Origin of the sequence: Streptomyces sp. NPDC051569 (assembly GCF_044454085.1) — a bacterium.
Taxonomy (GTDB): domain Bacteria; phylum Actinomycetota; class Actinomycetes; order Streptomycetales; family Streptomycetaceae; genus Streptomyces.
In genome coordinates this window covers 588,283-606,700 of sequence record NZ_JBITDJ010000002.1, presented here as the reverse complement: position 1 = coordinate 606,700, position 18,418 = coordinate 588,283, and the positions used below count along the sequence as shown (strand labels likewise).

15 protein-coding genes and 2 tRNA genes are annotated in these 18,418 nt (G+C 70.0%); 6 read left to right on the top strand and 11 right to left on the bottom strand.

The window, feature by feature from the left end; all coding sequences use genetic code 11:
* Positions 1-40: 40 nt before the first annotated feature.
* The 3 genes from ACIBAE_RS05645 to ACIBAE_RS05635 all read right to left on the bottom strand — a co-directional run bounded on the left by ACIBAE_RS05645 (position 41) and on the right by ACIBAE_RS05635 (position 2,590).
* On the bottom strand, positions 41-646 hold the full coding sequence (locus tag ACIBAE_RS05645; protein WP_399282586.1) for an ATP-dependent Clp protease proteolytic subunit: 606 nt from the start codon (positions 644-646) through the stop codon (positions 41-43).
* A 315-nt stretch (positions 647-961) separates the two neighbouring features.
* The gene (tig, locus tag ACIBAE_RS05640; protein WP_399282513.1) at positions 962-2,350 is read right to left on the bottom strand and encodes a trigger factor; all 1,389 of its coding nucleotides are present in this window, start codon (positions 2,348-2,350) and stop codon (positions 962-964) included.
* A 163-nt stretch (positions 2,351-2,513) separates the two neighbouring features.
* Positions 2,514-2,590, bottom strand: a tRNA-Pro gene (locus ACIBAE_RS05635).
* Between the two features lie 174 nt (positions 2,591-2,764).
* Between ACIBAE_RS05635 and ACIBAE_RS05630 the strand changes: the two genes are divergently transcribed.
* A tRNA-Gly gene (locus tag ACIBAE_RS05630) sits at positions 2,765-2,838 on the top strand.
* Between the two features lie 116 nt (positions 2,839-2,954).
* Here ACIBAE_RS05630 and ACIBAE_RS05625 read toward each other — a convergent pair.
* Positions 2,955-3,149 (bottom strand): hypothetical protein, encoded by a 195-nt coding sequence (locus ACIBAE_RS05625; protein WP_399282512.1) that lies wholly within the window; start codon positions 3,147-3,149, stop codon positions 2,955-2,957.
* A gap of 414 nt (positions 3,150-3,563) precedes the next feature.
* Here ACIBAE_RS05625 and ACIBAE_RS05620 point away from each other — a divergent pair, with 414 nt between their 5' ends.
* Positions 3,564-4,826 (top strand): acyltransferase family protein, encoded by a 1,263-nt coding sequence (locus tag ACIBAE_RS05620; RefSeq protein ID WP_399282511.1) that lies wholly within the window; start codon positions 3,564-3,566, stop codon positions 4,824-4,826.
* On the opposite strand, the gene ACIBAE_RS05615 is transcribed toward ACIBAE_RS05620, so the two are convergent.
* A complete protein-coding gene (locus ACIBAE_RS05615) occupies positions 4,768-5,223 on the bottom strand; it encodes an HD domain-containing protein (RefSeq protein ID WP_399282510.1) in 456 nt (151 codons plus the stop codon). The two genes, ACIBAE_RS05620 and ACIBAE_RS05615, sit on opposite strands and share 59 nt — an antisense overlap.
* Before the next feature lie 179 nt (positions 5,224-5,402).
* On the opposite strand from ACIBAE_RS05615, the gene ACIBAE_RS05610 reads away from it, so the two are divergent.
* A complete protein-coding gene (locus ACIBAE_RS05610; protein WP_399282585.1) occupies positions 5,403-6,740 on the top strand; it encodes a cation:proton antiporter in 1,338 nt (445 codons plus the stop codon).
* 196 nt (positions 6,741-6,936) lie between these two features.
* On the opposite strand, the gene fabV is transcribed toward ACIBAE_RS05610, so the two are convergent.
* Entirely contained in the window at positions 6,937-8,154 is a 1,218-nt protein-coding gene (fabV, locus tag ACIBAE_RS05605) for an enoyl-[acyl-carrier-protein] reductase FabV (RefSeq protein ID WP_399282509.1), read from the bottom strand.
* A 54-nt stretch (positions 8,155-8,208) separates the two neighbouring features.
* Positions 8,209-9,354, bottom strand: coding sequence for a PP2C family protein-serine/threonine phosphatase (locus tag ACIBAE_RS05600; protein ID WP_399282508.1), 1,146 nt, complete (start codon positions 9,352-9,354; stop codon positions 8,209-8,211).
* A gap of 107 nt (positions 9,355-9,461) precedes the next feature.
* Between ACIBAE_RS05600 and ACIBAE_RS05595 the strand changes: the two genes are divergently transcribed.
* Positions 9,462-10,697, top strand: a complete 1,236-nt coding sequence (locus tag ACIBAE_RS05595) for a GNAT family N-acetyltransferase (RefSeq protein WP_399282507.1) — start codon at positions 9,462-9,464, stop codon at positions 10,695-10,697.
* Positions 10,698-10,716: 19 nt separating this feature from the next.
* On the opposite strand, the gene ACIBAE_RS05590 is transcribed toward ACIBAE_RS05595, so the two are convergent.
* Positions 10,717-11,628 (bottom strand): Fpg/Nei family DNA glycosylase, encoded by a 912-nt coding sequence (locus tag ACIBAE_RS05590; protein ID WP_399282506.1) that lies wholly within the window; start codon positions 11,626-11,628, stop codon positions 10,717-10,719.
* 69 nt (positions 11,629-11,697) lie between these two features.
* Complete coding sequence (locus tag ACIBAE_RS05585) at positions 11,698-12,186, bottom strand: ribose-5-phosphate isomerase (protein ID WP_399282505.1); 489 nt, start codon at positions 12,184-12,186, stop codon at positions 11,698-11,700.
* Positions 12,187-12,359: 173 nt separating this feature from the next.
* Here ACIBAE_RS05585 and ACIBAE_RS05580 point away from each other — a divergent pair, with 173 nt between their 5' ends.
* The gene (locus tag ACIBAE_RS05580; RefSeq protein ID WP_399282504.1) at positions 12,360-13,820 is read left to right on the top strand and encodes an amino acid permease; all 1,461 of its coding nucleotides are present in this window, start codon (positions 12,360-12,362) and stop codon (positions 13,818-13,820) included.
* A gap of 141 nt (positions 13,821-13,961) precedes the next feature.
* On the opposite strand, the gene ACIBAE_RS05575 is transcribed toward ACIBAE_RS05580, so the two are convergent.
* Together ACIBAE_RS05575 and ACIBAE_RS05570 are read right to left on the bottom strand one after the other, a co-directional pair.
* Entirely contained in the window at positions 13,962-14,546 is a 585-nt protein-coding gene (locus ACIBAE_RS05575; RefSeq protein WP_399282503.1) for a biotin transporter BioY, read from the bottom strand.
* 362 nt (positions 14,547-14,908) lie between these two features.
* Positions 14,909-15,538, bottom strand: a complete 630-nt coding sequence (locus ACIBAE_RS05570) for a DsbA family protein (protein WP_399282502.1) — start codon at positions 15,536-15,538, stop codon at positions 14,909-14,911.
* Positions 15,539-15,684: 146 nt separating this feature from the next.
* Here ACIBAE_RS05570 and pepN point away from each other — a divergent pair, with 146 nt between their 5' ends.
* Positions 15,685-18,264 carry an aminopeptidase N gene (gene pepN, locus ACIBAE_RS05565; protein WP_399282501.1) on the top strand — a complete coding sequence of 860 codons (2,580 nt, stop codon included), beginning with the start codon at positions 15,685-15,687 and terminating at the stop codon, positions 18,262-18,264.
* The last annotated feature ends 154 nt before the right edge of the window (positions 18,265-18,418 follow it).

Below are 18,418 nucleotides of genomic sequence, written 5' to 3'. Positions count from 1 at the left end.
TTCGGTGGGCTGGGGCCGGCTGTATCGGGGCGGGTGTCGCTCAGGCCCCGGTGCCGCCGCCGCCCGGAACACCCGAAGCAGCGGTGATGATCTCGTCGATGAGCCCGTACTCCTTGGCCTCTTCCGCCGTGTACCAGCGGTCACGGTCGCCGTCGCGGATGATCGTCTCGACGGTCTGGCCGGAGTGGTGGGCGGTGATCTCGGCCATGCGCTTCTTCGTGCGCAGGAGCTGCTCGGCCTGGATCTTGATGTCGGAGGCCGTGCCGCCGAGGCCCGCCGAGCCCTGGTGCATGAGGATGTCGGTGTGCGGCAGCGCGAAGCGCTTGCCGGCGGTGCCACCGGTCAGCAGGAACTGGCCCATCGAGGCGGCGAGACCCATACCGATCGTCACCACGTCGTTGGGGATGTACTGCATGGTGTCGTACACGGCCATACCGGCCGTCACGGAGCCACCGGGGCTGTTGATGTAGAGGTAGATGTCCTTCTCGGGGTCGGCCGCGAGGAGGAGGAGCTGCGCCGTGATCTTGTTCGCGATGTCATCGTCGACCTGCTGGCCGAGGAAGATGATCCGCTCTCCGAGCAGTCGGCTGTAGACCTGGTCGCCGAGGCCACCACCGAGGGACGGCTCACCGGCGGCGTAAGGCATCAGATTCGTCACGTATCCACCTGCTCGTCTCTGACGGCTTCCGGCCGTCTCAGCGTCTTCGTACCGGGGGTCGGGAAACTTGCCTGCCCTCGTCTTCATGGACCCTAACGCGCTGGTCGGCAAGGGCCATCCCGCTTCCTCGGCTGTTCGCTGGGAGCGCAAGGTAGTTGGGGCCCCGTTCGGCCGCGAGAAGGCCCCCGGGCCTACGACACGGGCCCCGGGGCGCGTAGCGCGTCCCGGGGCCCGTCCTGGCGTTCAGAGCTGGTTCAGAGCTGGTTCACAGCTCCGCACAAGACTCGTTCGGAGCGAGACGGATCAGGCCTCGGTCTTGTCGGCCTCGTCGTCGCCGGCGGCGTCGACGGTCTCGGCGGTGCCGTCGGCAGCCTCTTCGTCCTCGTCCTCCAGCTCGACGAGCTCACCGTTGGTGTCGGTGACCTTGGCGGCCTCGACGACCACGGCGAGCGCCTTGCCGCGGGCGACCTCGCCGACGAGCATCGGCACCTGGTTACCCTCGACGACCGCCTGGGCGAACTGGTCGGGGGACATGCCGGAGGACTGCGCGCGGCGCATGAGGTGCTCGGTGAGCTCCTCCTGGCTGACGTTCAGCTTCTCCTTGTTCACCAGCTCGTCGAGGATGAACTGGGTCTTGATGCCCTTGACCGCCTGCTCCTCGGTCTCGGCCTCCCACTCTTCCTGGGTCTTGCCCTGGATCTCCAGGAACTTCTCCAGGTCGAGGCCCATCTGACCGAGCTGGTGGTGCTCAAGGTTGTGCTTGCGGGTGTTGATCTCGTCCGCGAGAAGCTTCTCGGGGATCGGGACCTCGGCCAGCTTCAGCAGCTCGTCGAGGACGCGCTCCTGGGCCTGGGTGGCCTGGTCGTACTGCTTCATGTTCTCGAGGCGCTTGCGGCTGTCGGCCTTCAGCTCGTCGAGGGTGTCGAACTCGCTCGCCATCTGCGCGAACTCGTCGTCCAGCTCGGGAAGCTCACGGGCGGCGACCTGGGTGACCTTGACGGTGACCTCGGCGGGCTTGCCCTCGGCGCTGCCGCCCTTCAGCTCGGAGGTGAAGGTGGCCTCGCCGTCGGCCTCCAGGCCGGTGACGGCCTCGTCGATGCCGTCGAGCAGCTCGCCCGAGCCGATGGTGTACTGCACGGCGTTCGCGATGCCGTCGGGCAGGACCTCGCCGTCGACCTTGGCTTCCAGGTCGATGGTGACGACGTCACCCTCGGCGGCGGCGCGCTCCACCGGCTTGGTGGTGGCGAAGCGGTCGCGCAGCTGCTCGACCGACTTCTCGATGTCCTCGTCGCTGACTTCGATGGAGTCGACAGTGACCTCGATACCGGAGTAGTCCGGGATCTCGATGACGGGGCGGATGTCAACCTCGGCGGTGAAGGCCAGCAGCTCGCCGTCCTTCAGCTCGGTGATGTCCACGTCGGGCTGACCGAGGACGTTGAGCTCACCCTCGTTGACAGCCTCGGTGTAGAACTTCGGGAGAGCGTCGTTGACGGCCTCCTCCAGCACAGCACCACGCCCGAACCGCTGGTCGATGACTCGGGCCGGGATCTTGCCCTGACGGAAGCCCTTCACCGTGACCTGCTGGTTGATCTTCTTGTACGCCGCGTCGAGGCTGTCCTTGAGCTCCTCGAAGGGCACCTCGACAGTGAGCCGAACCCGAGTCGGGTTCAGGGTCTCCACGGCGCTCTTCACGGTTCGGTCTCCTTGGTGGCTGATTCTGGGGTTCTGCTGTGTCCACCGCGGTGCGGCGACCCAGCCGATCGGCCCGGTTCTTCAGAGACTCTGCAGACACACAGGCACGCAGCTTGCATAGTAACCGCAAGCGGGAAGAGCCCCACAATGTGATCTTCACTAGTGGTCGGGGTGGCCGGATTCGAACCGACGACCTTCCGCTCCCAAAGCGGACGCGCTACCAAGCTGCGCCACACCCCGTCGGTGCGACACGAAGGGTACATGCCCAAAGGCGGTACGGCGCCCTTGTTCGGCGGGGCGCGGCGTGTGGTGAGCGGGCGGACCGCTCTCGGCCTGTACGGGTGTGCGGCGGACGGCCCGGACCCGCTACGATGATGTTCGTGCCGCGGTCCTACGACCTGCGGTGCGGCATGTGCGGGCGTAGCTCAATGGTAGAGCACTAGTCTTCCAAACTAGCTACGCGGGTTCGATTCCCGTCGCCCGCTCCAGACAGTCTCCGGCCCGGCCAGACGCGTACAGCGTTCTGGCCGGGCCGGAGTCGTTCAGGCCCGTCGTCCGAGCCGTCGTCCGGACCGGCGCCGTCGCGTCGCCTGGGACGCGTCGCCTAGAAGTTGATCTGGCTGATGCTCTCGGCTATCGAGTTGAGGAACCGGTTCACCGACGGAGCGATGTTGGTGGACGCCAGGAAGAACCCGAAAAGGATCGCGACGACCGCGGGGCCGGCTTTGATCGAGCCACCGCGGATCAGCACCACGAGGATGATCGCCAACAGCAGCACCACAGACAGTGAAAGAGCCACAACTGATCACATCCTCGGTCGGTTCGCCTTGCCCACGTCCATCGTGCCATCAACGCCCCTGCGGATGTTGGCTGGTGACGAATCATCGACGGCGGCTTCCCGCCATTCGCACGCCCCGCGCGCCGGGGACCGTACGGGGCCCGCGCGACCCCGCCGTGCCGTGGGCGGAGTGAATGCGGCGGTGAATTCAGCTCAGCAACTTCACCGCGCGCACGGTTCGTTCACAGCCCATTGCCCGGATGGGCGGAGAGCCGGGGACCATGCGCCAGGTTGGTGAATTCCACTCGCCCAAATGCCCTGCTTGATGACGATTAATTGGGGCATATCGCCTGGTTGTCGGCTGTTTCAGATGTGCATGAGAGTCACGGCCGGAACGTTTTACGCGGCGAATTGAACGCCGCTAAGGTGCATCGGATGTTCCAGGCGCCATATCGACATGAGAGGGCACCGCTCCCCCGCGTCAGGGAGCGGGAGCCCACCACAGGAACCCCACCCACGGGGATGGCCGACACGCCGAGACAGGCCGGTTCGGGACCCGCCGTGTCGCCGGTGGATCAGCCCGCGCGTCCGCCGGCACCGGCCACCCGGCGGGACGCCTTCTTCGACAACGCCAAGTATCTGGCCATCGTGCTCGTGGCCGTCGCCCACGCGTGGGAGCCGGTCGCGGACGGCAGCCGCGCCACCAAGGCGCTCTATCTGCTCGTCTACAGCTTCCACATGCCGGCCTTCATCATCATGTCCGGCTACTTCTCCCGGAGCTTCGCCGCCCGCCCGCACCAGATCAGGCGACTGCTGACCGGCGTCGCCGTGCCGTACGCGGTCTTCGAGACGGCCTACTCGCTCTTCAGGCGGTACGCGGGCGGCGCCCCCGATCAGCCGGTCAGCCTGCTCGACCCCATGTATCTCACCTGGTTCCTGGCCGCGCTGTTCATCTGGCGGCTGACCGCCCCGGTCTGGCGCACCCTGCGCCATCCGCCGGCGGTCGCGCTCGTCATCGCCTCGCTCGCGTCCCTGGCACCGGGCATCGGTGAGGACCTCAACCTCCAGCGGGTGCTGCAGTTCCTGCCGTACTTCGTCCTGGGGCTGTGCCTCAGGCCCGAGCACTTCCAGCTGGTGCGGCGGCGCGAGGTCCGGCTGCTGGCGGCGCCGCTGTTCGCGGGCGCACTGGCGTTCTCGTACTGGGCGGCGACCCACATGCGGTCCGCCTGGCTCTATCACAGCGCCGCCGCGCAGCAGTTGGACTCCCCGTGGTGGGTTGGCCCGGTGATGACGTTCGCGCTCTTCGGCTGCTCGGTGCTGCTCACGGCCGGATTCCTGGCGTGGGTGCCGAGGCGCCGGACGTGGTTCACGGTGCTGGGCGCCGGAACGATCTGCGGCTATCTGCTGCACGGCTTCCTGGTCAAGGGCGCGGAGTACGCGGGGTTCCTCGGCACCGGCTCCTGGCTGTCGGAGCCCGCCGGTGAGATCGCGCTGACGCTGCTGACCGCCGTCGCCGTGACCTTGCTCTGCACTCCTCCGGTACGGCGGGCGTTCCGCTGGGCGACGGAGCCGGAGATGGCGTGGGCGTTCCGGCGGGAGGCGGCGGGGCGGGAGACGGCGGGCCCGGCGGTCGCCGCCGTTACCGACCCTCTTCCGGCAGGTTCAGCAGCCGGCGGACCGTCGCGTATTTCTCGCTGAGCCGGATCCTGGTCGGCTCGTCGAGCGCGGCGAGCCGACCGGGATCCGCGTTGTGCGCGATGTCCGACTCCTTGATCAGGAGCGCGCCCGGCGTGGCCAGGATCCGCCGGGTGTAAGCGGGCAGGTCCTCGCCCTTCACCTTGGTGAGGGCGAGGACCATGTCTTTGACGGCCTCCGGCAGCGCGGCCGTGTCCAGCCATTCCCGGGAGAGCGCGTCGTCCTCGACCGCGTCGTGCAGCCAGGCCGCGGCAATCTGTTCGCCGGAGCCGCCCCGGACCCGTACCCCCTCGGCGACCGCCCGCAGGTGCTCGGCGTACGGACGGCCGGCCTTGTCGGTCTGAGCGGCGTGGGCGCGGCGGGCGATGGCCTCGATCTCGGCCAGGGTCAGTGGGGACATGCGGCCGACTGTACGGGCCAACCCGCCGTCCCCGACGCGGACTTCGGCGGCCGGGAATACTTTCACGAGGTCGGAAGTTGAAACGTTCAACCATTTGGTAAACTAATTACTGACGCTTCCTTGACGGTTCCTTGACCCACCGGAGACAAGCCATGGGCCACGCCGAGACACTCATCGCCATGGGTGGCGCGTTCCTCGCCGCCGCAGTACTCGCCAGACTGGGCAGCCGGATCGGGCTCCCGACCATTCCTCTGTTCATCCTGGCCGGCATCCTGCTCGGCCCCCACACCCCTGGCGTCGTGCTGGTCTCCGACCCGCACGAACTGGCGATGCTCTCCGCCCTCGGCCTCGTCCTGCTCCTCTTCTACCTGGGGCTCGAATTCCGGCTGGACGACCTCAAGGCGGGTGGCCGGAAGATGGCCCTCGCCGGGGGCGCGTATCTGGCGCTCAATGTGGGTGCCGCCCTGGGCTTCGGTTTCGCGCTCGGCTGGGGCACCTCCGAGGCGCTGGTGCTCGCCGGGGTGCTCGGCATCTCCTCGTCGGCGATCGTCACCAAGGTGCTGCTCGACCTGCGCCGTATCGGCAACCCGGAGACCAAGCCGATCCTCGGCATCATCGTCGTCGAGGACATCTTCCTGGCCCTCTACCTCGCCGCTCTGCAGCCCATCCTGTCGGGCGCGGACAGCGTCGGGGCGGCCGTCCTGGACGGCGGAAAGGCCTTCGGCTTCCTGCTGCTGCTCGCGCTGGCCGCCCGCTACGGCACGAAGGTCATCGGCCGGTTCATCGCCGCCAGGGACAACGAACTGCTCGTCATCTCCTTCCTCGGTGTGGCCGTCTTCGTGGCCGGCGTCTCCGAGTGGTTCGGCGTGGCGGACGCCATCGGGGCGTTCATGGTCGGTCTGATGCTCGGCAACACGACGTCGGGCAGCCGGATCCGCAAGCTCGTCCACCCCCTGCGGGACGCGTTCGGCGCGATCTTCTTCTTCGCCTTCGGCCTCTCGATCAACCCGGGTGATCTGCCGGTCGTGCTGTGGCCGGTGCTCGCGGCGGTCGCGCTGACGCTGCTCATGAACGTCATCGCGGGCGTGGTGGCCGCGCGTATCTTCGGCTTCGGCAACGGACCCGCGGCGAACATCTCCACGACGCTGCTGGCACGCGGTGAGTTCGCCCTGATCCTGGCCACGATGGCGGCGGGCGCCGGTCTCGACAAACGGCTCGCGCCTTTCATCGCCGGTTACGTCCTGCTCCTGGCCGTCCTCGGTCCGCTGGCCGCCGGCCGCTCGCACTGGCTGGCCCGCATCCTTCCCGGCGGCGCCCGGCGGGACGGCGATGACACCGGCGGGAGCGGGGAAAGCGGCGGTCACCGGGGTGCGGACGACCAGGGCGACGGTGGCGGCGACGGCCTCACGGACGGATTCCCGACCCACCCGGAGGACAAGCTCGCGAACGATCTCGCGGACGGCTTCACCGGCGCTCCCGGCGCGGAGGCGTCACGGGAGAAGGTACCGGTCGGCTGACCCCGGCGGCTTCGCCCGCACCGGACCACGGCCCGTCCCCCGCCACCAGGCCGGGGGACGGGCCGTTCCCGGTCAGAGCCACCGGTGGGCCTGACCGGTGACGGGCAGCCGCTGCCTCTTGACGCGGGTTCTCGGAGGTACGTCCGCGCGCTGACGAGCGCCGAGCGGTCCGCGCGGTCCCCGCCGCCCCGGCCCGTCATCCGGTGTGGCCCGCGTCCGGCCAGGGGACCGCCGTCTCCACCGGGGCCGCGTAGTCGACGCCCGGCACCGCGAAGCCGTACAGCCGCTCGACCTCCGCGCGGAACCAGTCCAGGTCGGCGAGGCCCGCGATGGTGTCCGTCGTGGCAGCGTTCCAGCGTTCGGTGACCACCTCCTGGACGGCGGGGTCGAGCTCCCAGGAGTCGAGGCGTACCCGGCCCTCCCCGTCCAGACCGAACGGACGGGCTCCGGTCAACTGGTCCCACAACTCGGTGAGCTGGGCGATCGGCGGCACCAGCGCGTCGCCGAGGACGCCCCGCAGCAGCCCCACGTACAGGGCGATCCCGGGGATCGCGGTGGAGGACTGGGTGACCGCCGCGCCGTTGACGGAGGTCACCGCCCGGCCGCCGACGAACGGGCCCAGGCGTTCGTCCAGGCTGCGGGCGGTCTGTTCGAGGTGGGCCTTGGCGGTGCCGATGGTGCCCTGCCGGTAGATCGCGGCGGTCAGGGCGGAGCCGATGTAGGAGAGCGCGACGGTGGTGAAGCCGTCGGCGAGCAGGTCCCGGCCGGCGAGGTGTTCGATCCACCGCTCCCAGTCGGCGCCGCCCATCACCGTGAGGGTCTGATACGTGTCATCACCCTCGGCGGGGCGCGTCTCGACCTCCTTGACCTCGGCCGCGCCGTGGTCGTCGAAGACGAGCGTCTTGGTGCGGTGCGGCTCACCGATGGGCTTGAGGACCGAGGTGTACACGCGTCCCGTGTCGGGGTCCGTACGGCGGGGCGCGGCCACCGAATAGATCAGGTGGTCCAGCCGCCCGCCGAAGCGCCGCTCGATCAGGTCCGCGACCTGGTTCTTCATGCTGTCGGAGAAGGCGTCCCCGTTGAGGAAGACCATCTCCCGGCCGTGCCGGCGGGCAAGCGCGGCAGTGGCGGCCGTCCGGTACCAGCCGGCCGTCGCCGTCCGGCGCTCGGTGGGGGCCTTCTCGAAGCAGACCCCGATGCCCCGGATGCCGGCGCGCGCCAGGCCCGCGATCGTGGCGGCCAGCCCGTACCCGGCGGACGAACCGACGATGAGCGCCACGGGCGCTCTGTCCGGTGTGCCTGCGGCGGCCGGGACGCCCGCCCACATGTCTTCCACCAGGCGCTCGCAGCCCGCCGGGTGGGAGTCGAGGAAGAGGAAGCCGCGGTTGCGCGGGGCGATGACGCGTTCGCTCATGGTCGCCATTGTGCGACCGCCGCGCCGTGGAAGGCCGGACCGACAGTCCGCGCCTCACGCCTCGCGGCAGATCAGCAGCAGCGCCCGGTCGTCGTTGACGTCCTTCGCCACCGCTTCGATCAGGTGCCAGGCCGCGCCCTCGAAGCCCTGGCCGACGTAGCGGTCCGCTTCGCCCGTGAGGCGGTCGATGCCTTCCGCGATGTCGCGGCCCGGTGCCTCGACAAGGCCGTCCGTGAACAGCATCAGCACGTCCCCGGGGCGCAGGGAGCCCTTGACCGCGTGGAACTCGGCGCGGTCGTAGACGCCGAGCAGCGGGCCTTCGCCGGACATCTCGTCCCAGCGCCCGCTGCCCGCGTGGAGCTGGAGGGCGGGGAGGTGGCCCGCCGAGAGGAGTTCGTAGTCGCCCGAGTCGAGGTCGAGGACGAGGTGGATGGAGGTGGCGAAGCCTTCTTCCCAGTCCTGCCGGAGCAGGTAGCCGTTGGCCGCCGGGAGGAAGCCGTGCGGCGGGAGCGAGCCGAGGAGGCCGCCGAAGGCGCCGGACAGCAGCAGGGCGCGGGAGCCCGCGTCCATGCCCTTGCCGGAGACGTCGGTGAGGACGACTTCGAGGGTTCGGCCGCCGTTCGTCCGGGCCGCGACCACGAAGTCGCCGGAGAAGGACTGGCCGCCGGCCGGGCGCAGCGCCATCTCGTGGTGCCAGCCGCCGGGAAGGCGGGGCAGGGCGCTCTGCACACGGATGCGTTCGCGCAGGTCGAAGAGCATCGTGCCGCCGCGCCGCCAGGGCACCCCGACGCGGGCTCTGAACTGGGCGATCAGCAGGCCGAAGAGGCCGCAGGCCGCCACCACCAGGACCGTGCCCGGGGTGACCCGGCCAGGGCCCTCGGTGTACGGGCCGAGGACGACGGACTCCACGATGAGCGCGGCGGCCGCGGCGGCGTACAGGCTGAGCAGGCTCGCGGGCCGCAGCAGCAGTCCGCCGGCCACGATCGGGAGGACCAGCGCGGAGGGCGCGCACCAGACGGGAATCGCCAGGGTGGTGAAGGCGATGGCCGGGATGGTGAGCAGCAGACCGACGAGCGCGATCCAGTCGGAGCCGTCGCCCCGGAAGTAGTCCACCCCAGATTTGCGCACGCCGTTGCGGACCCGGTGCAGCGTCCTGCGCATCCGGGCCGAATACGACTCCGCTCCCGCGACACCGGCCATTGTCCCTGGACTTTATCGATCCCCGCGCCGGTCGTGCAGGGGGACCCCCACGACATTGTGTTCGAAATCGGTTGGCCTGGGTGACGGGCCCCTGGTACGCATGGCCTATGACTACTGATCCGCGCCTCCTGAGTCCGTCCGAATGGGAGCCTTGGTCGGAGGCGATGGAGCTGGCTTTCGGCGGGGTCAGGGGCACGCTGGGCTCCGTCGACCTGCGGCGGGAGCTGACCGAGTTCGACCGCTCGCTCGGTGTCTGGGACGGGGACGTGTGTGTGGGCACGGCGGGGGCTTTCAGCTTCCGGCTCTCGGTGCCGGGTGGCGCGCTGGTGCCGGCGGCCGGGGTGACGATGGTGTCCGTGGCCGCGACACACCGGCGGCGCGGGGTGCTGACGTCGATGATGCGGCGCCAGTTGGACGACGTACGGAGCTGGGGGGAGCCGCTCGCCGTCCTGACGGCGTCCGAGCCGGAGATCTACGGGCGGTACGGCTACGGCGTCGCGACCGAGCAGCTCTCCGTGGAGATCGACACCGCGCGGGTGCGGATCGCGGTTCCGGTCGGCGGTGAGGAGATACGGCTGCGCCAGGTGCGGCCGGCCGACCCCGCCGTACGGGAGGCGTGCGAGGCGGTCTACGCCGCCGAGGTCGCGGCGCGGCCGGGGATGCTGGCCCGGCGGCCCGGCTGGGAGCGGATGCCCGTCGTCAACGGCGGGACGGAGCGGGACGGCATGTCGCCGCTCCAGTGCGTGCTGGCGGAGTGGGACGGCGAGATCGTCGGCTTCACGCTGTTCCGCAACAAGCCGGAGTGGGATTCCTCGGGGGCCAGGGGCGCGATCGAGCTGCAGGATCTGTACGCGCTGGACCCGGTGGCGTACGCGTCGCTGTGGCGCTTCCTCTTCGACATCGATCTGACGTCGACGCTCCGGGCGCGCAACCGGCCGGTCGACGACCCGTTCCAGTACCTGGTCTCCGATGTCCGGCGCTGCGGTCTGCGGCCCCGGGACTCGCTGCATCTGCGACTGGTGGAGGTGGGGTCGGCGCTGGAGGCCCGTACGTACCGCACGCCGCTGGATGTGGTGTTCGAGGTCGAGGACGCCTTCTGCCCCTGGAACGAGGGGCGTTGGCGGCTCACCGGCGACAGCAAGGGCGCCTCGTGTGTGCGCACCAGCGATCAGCCCGATCTGACCCTGTCCGTAAGGGAGTTGGGCGCCGCTTATCTGGGCGGGACGTCACTGACGGCGCTGGCGCGGGCCGGGCGGGTCCGGGAGATGCGGCCGGGGGCGCTGGCGGAGGTGTCCGGGGCCTTCGCGACGGATGTCGCGCCGTGGCTGCCGCACGGCTTCTGACACCCGGGGGCCGCGCGCGCTACCGCCGCTGGCAGCCGGGGCACCAGAAGAGGTTGCGGGCGGCGAGCGGCGCGGTGCGGATGTCCGTCCCGCAGAGGTGGCAGGCCATCCGCGCCCTGCGGTAGACGTACACCTCGCCGCCGTGGTCGTCGACGCGCGGCGGACGGCCCATCGCCTCGGGGGTGTGCTCGGGGCGGACGGTGTCGATGCGGTTGTTCCGTACGCCCTCGCGCATCAGCGCGACCAGGTCCGCCCAGATCCCGTCCCACTCGCGGCGGGTGAGGTCCTTGCCCGCGCGGTACGGGTCGATGCCGCCGCGGAAGAGGACCTCGGCGCGGTAGACGTTGCCGACGCCCGCGATGACCTTCTGGTCCATGAGCAGGGCGGCGACGGTCGTACGGGAGCGGGAGATCCGGGCCCACGCCTTCTCGCCGTCGCCGGGGCGCAGCGGATCGGGGCCGAGGCGGTCGTGTACCGCCCGCTTCTCCGGATCGGTGATCAGGGCGCAGGTGGTGGGGCCGCGCAGGTCCATGTAGGCGGTGTCGCCCAGGAGGCGCAGCCGGACCGTGTCGGTGGGCGGCGGGGCAGGCGTGTCACCGAAGCCGACCTTGCCGAAGAGGCCGAGGTGGATGTGGATCCAGTCGGCGTTGGTCCCTCCGGTGTCCCGGGGGCCGGCGTTTCCGGAGCCGGTGTCCGCGGAGCCGGTGTCCGCGGAGCCGGTGTCCGCGGAGCCGGTGTCCCCGAAGCCGGTGTCCCCGAAGCCGAGGAAGAGGTGCTTGCCGTGGGCGTCGACGCCGTCGAGGACCCGGCCGTCGAGCAGCGCCGCGCTGTCGGAGAACTTCCCCTGGGGGCTGCTGACCCGTACCGGCCGGCCACCGAATCGGTCGAGATGGTCGGCGGCGAGGCGGTGGATCGTATGCCCCTCGGGCACGGTGTCTCCGTACGTCGTTGATCCTGTGCCGCCGGGCCCGGGCCCGGCGGCACAGCGCGAATCGGTGTGTCAGTCCTGTCGCGGGTGGTGGGCCGGGACCGGGGGCAGCTCGTGGGACGCCTCGTACTCGGCGAGCATCTCGATGCGGCGGGCGTGGCGCTCCGCACCCGAGTACGGGGTCTTGAGGAACGTCTCGATGAAGGAGACGGCCTCGTCGCGGGTGTGCATCCGGCCGCCGACCGAGATGACGTTCGCGTCGTTGTGCTCACGGCCGAGAGCGGCGGTCTGCTCGCTCCAGGCGAGGATGGCCCGCACACCCTTGACCTTGTTCGCGGCCATCTGCTCGCCGTTGCCCGAGCCGCCGATCACGATGCCGAGGCTGCCCGCGTCGGCCGCCGTACGCTCCGCGGCGCGCAGGCAGAACGGCGGATAGTCGTCCTGGGCGTCGTAGATGTGGGGACCGCAGTCGACGGGCTCGTGGCCATGGGCGGTGAGCCACTCGACGAGGTGGTTCTTGAGTTCGAATCCGGCATGGTCTGAACCGAGATACACGCGCATGGTCCGAGTGTGGCACGCGCGCCGGGGGGTAGCGGTCAGCGGGGTCGGGGCGCCACACGGGGCGCTACCGGTCTTTCACCAGTCTTCGCGACAAGCCCTTCCGCCCTCGGGGGCCGGGCGCTTAAATGCGGTGGCTCGACACCTGAGTCCGCCGTTGACGTAAGGATTCCAGCATGTCCTCTCTGCCGACCCCTACTAAGGCAGGCGGAATCCCCAGCGAACCTGGGAATCCGCAGTCCCCGGACGGCCTTCAGGCCGGTCTCAAGAACCGTCATCTGTCCATGATCGCGATCGGCGGTGTGATCGGCGCGGGCCTGTTCGTCGGGTCGAGTTCCGGCATCGCGGCGGCCGGCCCCGCCATCCTGCTGTCGTACGCACTCGTCGGCGCGATGGTCGTACTCGTGATGCGGATGCTGGGCGAGATGGCCGCGGCGCGGCCCACTTCCGGGTCCTTCTCCGCGTACGCGGACCAGGCGCTGGGGCGCTGGGCCGGGTTCTCCATCGGCTGGCTGTACTGGTTCTTCTGGGTGGTGGTGCTGGCGGTCGAGGCGACCGCGGGCGCGAAGATCCTGGAGGGCTGGGTGCCGGCCGTACCGCAGTGGGCGTGGGCGCTGATCGTGATGGTCGTCCTGACCGCCACGAACCTGGTGTCCGTGGCGTCGTACGGCGAGTTCGAGTTCTGGTTCGCCGGCATCAAGGTCGTGGCGATCGGCGCCTTCGTCGTCATCGGTCTGCTGGCCGTCTTCGGGATCCTGCCGGGCTCGGACAACCCGGGCGCGGGCTTCGCGCATCTCACCGACGCCGGCGGATTCTTCCCCGAGGGACCCGGAGCGATCCTGACCGGTGTCCTGATGGTCGTCTTCTCCTTCATGGGCAGCGAGATCGTCACGCTCGCCGCCGGCGAGTCCGCCGATCCGCAGCGGGCCGTGTCCAAGGCAACGAACAGCGTGATCTGGCGGATCGGCGTCTTCTACCTCGGCTCGATCTTCATCGTGCTGACGCTGCTCCCGTGGAACGACCCGTCGATCGTCAAGGACGGGTCGTACGTCGCGTCCCTGAACTCGATCGGCATCCCGCACGCCGGCCAGGTCATGAACGTCATCGTGCTGACAGCCGTCCTGTCCTGCCTGAACTCGGGCCTCTACACCGCGTCCCGGATGGCCTTCTCGCTCGGCCGGCGCGGCGACGCGCCCCAGGCCTTCGCCCGGACCAACGCGCGGGGGGTACCGCAGGCCGCGATCCTCGCCTCCGTGCTCTTCGGCTTCGTCGCCGTCTTCTTCAACTACAAGTGGCCCGACACGGTCTTCGCGTTCCTGCTGAACTCGTCGGGGGCCGTGGCGCTCTTCGTCTGGCTGGTCATCTGCTTCACGCAGCTGCGGATGCGCGGGATCATCCTGCGCGAGACACCGGAGAAGCTGGTCGTGCGGATGTGGCTCTTCCCGTATCTGACGTGGGCGACGATCGCGATGATCTCGTTCGTCCTCGTCTACATGCTCACCGACGACGCCGGGCGGGAGCAGGTGCTGCTGTCGCTGCTGGTGGCGGCGATCGTGGTCGGGATCGCGCTGGTCCGGGACGCGCGCGAGCGGCGCGTCAAGGGCGGGGCGGAGACGTACGACAAGGCCGGCGTCTGACGCCTGATGCCTAATGCCTGATGCCTGATGCCTGATGCCTGACGGTGACCGGCACGGCCGGGGTGGCCCGGAAACAGGTCGAGGACCTCGCACGCGCGAGGTCCTCGACCTGTTTCTGAAGCCCAACGGCCTGACGTGCGGTCAGCCGCGGCGGCCGAGCAGCTTCCAGGTGGTGGGCAGCGCGCCCATCGCCAGAGCCGCCTTGAGCGCGTCGCCGAGCAGGAAGGGCACCAGGCCGGCGGCGACCGCCGCGCTCAGGGACATGCCGGTGGACACGGCGAGGTAGGGGACGCCGACCGCGTAGATGAGCGCGGAGCCGAGCACCATCGTCCCGGCCGTACGCAGCACCGAACGGTCACCGCCGCGCCGGGCCAGCTCGCCGACCAGCGTGGCGGCGAGCAGCATGCCCAGGAGGTAGCCGAAGGAGGCGCCGCCCGCGCCGGAGGTGCCGCCCGCGAACCACGGCACGCCGGCCATGCCGACCAGGGTGTACAGGCCGAGCGAGGCGAAGCCGCGGCGGGCGCCGAGCGCGCTGCCGACGAGCAGCGCGGCGAAGGTCTGACCGGTGACGGGGACCGGGGAGCCGGGGACCGGTACGGAGAGCTGCGCCGCGAGGCCGGTGAGCACGGCGCCGCCGAGCACCAGGGCTATGTCCCGGGTGCGGGTGGCGGGGAGCAGATCGGCGAGGACCGCTCCGGTACGGGGGGCTGCGGCAGCAGTACTCATGGGGGACTCCGCGGTCGTGAGAGGCGTGAGGGCAGTTCGGGACAGCCCGACGTTAACCCACCCATCTGGCCCTGATCACCGTCAGTCATCGACAAAGCGGAGGTCAGCGCGTTGTCGGAGGTGTCACATCGACCACGCACGCCGTCTTGCTATCGACACGCATATGCATATAGTGCGCAACAAGCCCTCATGGTCGTCTTCTCACCCTTCTCGTGCGGGCGGAAGGACGAAGGGCCCCCGCGAGGACATGACTCGCGGGGGCCCTTCCCTGTCCGGACCGATCAGCGCGACCGATCAGCGGATCGGGTCAGCGGATCGGGTCAGCGGATCGGGGTCAGCGGATCGGGGTCAGCGGATCGGGGTCAGTCGAAGATCGGACCCTGGGTGCGGGTGCGCTTGATCTCGTAGAAGCCCGGGATCGACGCCACCAGCAGCGTGCCGTCCCAGAGCTTGCCCGCCTGCTCGCCCTTGGGGGCCGGGGTGACGACCGGGCCGAAGAAGGCGACCTGCTCGCCGTCCGCGCCGGGGACGGCGATGACCGGGGTGCCGACCTCCTGGCCGACCTTGTCGATGCCCTCCTGGTGGGAGGCGCGCAGCTCGGTGTCGAACGCGTCGGAGTCCGCGTAATCGATCAGGTCGGCGGGCAGCCCGACCTCGTCCAGGGCGGCGACGACCGCCTCGCGCTCCGGTCCCTGGCCCTCGTTGTGGATGCGGGTGCCGAGCGCGGTGTACAGCTTGCCCACGACCTCGTCACCGTGCTTCTGCTGCGCGGCGATGACCACGCGGACCGGGCCCCATGCCTTGGCCATCAGGTCGCGGTACTTCTCCGGCATCTCGTCCAGCCGAGCCTCGTTGAGGACGGCCAGACTCATGACGTGCCAGCGGACGTCGATGTCACGGACCTTCTCCACTTCGAGGACCCAACGGGAGGTCATCCACGCCCAGGGGCACAGCGGATCGAACCAGAAGTCGACGGGGGTCTTCTCGGACATGACTCTCCTCATTGCGAGCTCATAGCGAGTGAAGATGCACCTCATTCTGTCAACGTCCCGGGGTGGCGGCACCATTCCCGGATATCCCCTGTCGGTGGCACATGGGAGGATCACTCCTGTTTCGAACGAGCCACGAAGGAGTGAGCGTGCCCGGAGAGAATCTGTCCCGCGACGAGGCCCAGGAGCGGGCCGGCCTGCTGTCCGTAGACGGGTACGAGGTCTTCCTCGACCTGCGCTCGGCGGTCGGTGAGGAGCCGGACGGGCCGCGCACGTTCCGCTCGGTGACCACGATCCGGTTCCGCTGCGCGGAGCCGGGGGCGGCCGGTTTCGCCGATCTGATCGCGCCGGGCGTCAGCTCCGTGACGCTGAACGGGCACGACCTCGACCCCGCCGCCGTGTTCGACGGCTCGCGTATCACGCTGGCGGACCTCCGGGCGGAGAACGTGCTGGTGGTGGACGCGCGGTGCGCGTACAGCCGGACCGGCGAGGGCATGCACCGCTTCGTCGACCCGGAGGACGGCGAGGTCTACCTCTACACGCAGTACGAGCCGGCCGACGCCCGCCGCGTCTTCGCCAACTTCGAGCAGCCCGACCTGAAGGCTCCGTACCGCTTCGAGGTGACGGCGCCCGAGGGCTGGCGCGTCTGGAGCAACGGCGAGGGCGCCCTCGGCGAGGACGGGGTGTGGCGGTTCGCGGAGACGAAGCCGATCTCGACGTACATCACCGCCGTCGCCGCCGGCCCGTACCACTACGTCACGGACTCCTACCGCCGGACGTTCGACGACGGCACGGTGCTGGAGATCCCGCTCGGCGCGATGTGCCGTAAGGGGCTCGCCCGGCACTTCGACGCGGACGACATCTTCCTGCTCACCAAGCAGGGTCTCGACTTCTTCCACGACAACTTCGACTACCCGTACCCCTTCGGGAAGTACGACCAGGCGTTCGTCCCCGAGTACAACCTCGGCGCCATGGAGAACCCGGGCCTGGTCACCTTCCGCGAGGAGTACATCTTCCGCGGCAATGTGACGGAGGCGTCGTACGAGCGCCGGGCGAACGTCATCCTGCACGAGATGGCGCACATGTGGTTCGGCGACCTGGTCACCATGCGGTGGTGGAACGACCTCTGGCTGAAGGAGTCCTTCGCCGAGTTCATGGGGTCCTTCTCGATGGTGGAGGCCACCCGCTTCACCAACGGCTGGACCACCTTCGCCAACAACCGCAAGGCGTGGGCCTACCGCGCCGACCAGCTCCCGTCCACCCACCCCGTCACGGCCGACATCCGTGACCTGGAGGACGCCAAGCTGAACTTCGACGGCATCACGTACGCCAAGGGCGCGTCGGTGCTGAAGCAGCTGGTCGCGTACGTCGGCCGGGACGCGTTCCTGGAGGGCGCCCGGCGCTACTTCACGGCACACGCGTACGGCAACACCCAGCTGGGCGACCTTCTCGGGGCCCTGGAGGAGACCTCCGGACGGGACATGGCCGGCTGGTCGCGCTCCTGGCTCCAGACGGCCGGGGTCAACTCCCTCACCCCTCAGGTGCTGTACGACGCGCAGGACCGGATCACCGAGCTGGCCGTGGTGCAGGACGCCCCGGAGTCGCACCCGGAGCTGCGCCCGCACCGGGTCGCCATCGGCCTCTACCGGCGTACCTCCGAGGGCGATCTCGTACGGTACGCGCGGGCCGAGACGGATGTCGCCGGGCCGCGCACGGTCGTGACCGAGCTGGCCGGGGCCGAGCGACCGGAGCTGGTCCTGGTCAACGACGACGACCTGACGTACTGCAAGATCCGCTTCGACGCGGCCTCGCTGGACACCCTCCGCGCGCACCTCGGTGATCTCACCGACCCGCTGGCGCGCGCGCTGTGCTGGTCCGCGCTGTGGAACCTGACCCGGGACGCGCTCATGCCGGCCCGGGACTTCATCGCCCTGGTGCTCGCCCACGCGGGCCGCGAGAGCGACATCGGCGTGCTCCAGATGCTGCACGCCTGGACGCGCTCCGCGCTCACCCACTACGCCGCGCCGCAGTGGCGCGCGGAGGGCGGGCGGCTGCTGGCCGAGGGTGCGCTGCGTGAGCTGCGGACGGCCGCGCCGGGCAGCCAGCACCAGCTGACCTGGACCCGCTTCTTCGCCTCGGTGGCGGCGACGGACGCGGACTTCCAGCTGCTGCGGGGCCTGCTGGACGGTACGGCGAAGGTCGACGGTCTGGAGGTCGACCAGGAGCTGCGCTGGGCCTTCCTGGAGCCGCTGGCCGCGCACGGGATCGCGGACGAGTCGGCGATCGGAGCCGAGCTGGCCAGGGACGACACGGCGTCGGGCAGGCGCCACCAGGTGCGCTGTCTGGCGGCCCGGCCGTCGGCGGCGGTCAAGGCGCAGGCCTGGGCGCAGGTCGTCGAGTCGGACGCGCTGTCGAACGCGCTGGTGGAGGCGACCATCTCCGGTTTCGTCCAGCCCGGACAGCGGGAGCTGATCGCCCCCTACGCGACGACGTACTTCGAGGTCATCGAGCGGGTGTGGGCGGAGCGTTCGATCCAGATCGGCATGGATGTGGTGAAGGGGCTGTTCCCGGGGCTCCAGGACGACCGGTCGACGCTGGACGCGACGGAGGCGTGGCTCGCCGCGCATCCGGACGCCGCTCCGGCGCTGCGCAGGCTGGTGCTGGAGGCCGGGGACGACCTGGCGCGGACGCTGCGCGGGCAGGAGTGCGACGCGGCGGCGGCCGGCTGACCCCTCCCCGTCCGGCGGCCGTTCGGGGCCGGTCAGGACCTGTTCAGGTCTGTTCGGGGCCTGTTCGGGTCCTGTTCAGGGCTGTTCGGGGACCTGAGCGGTCCGCCGTCGCGGCGCCTCTCCTGATCGGCAGTCGAACGTCCGTACTTTAGGA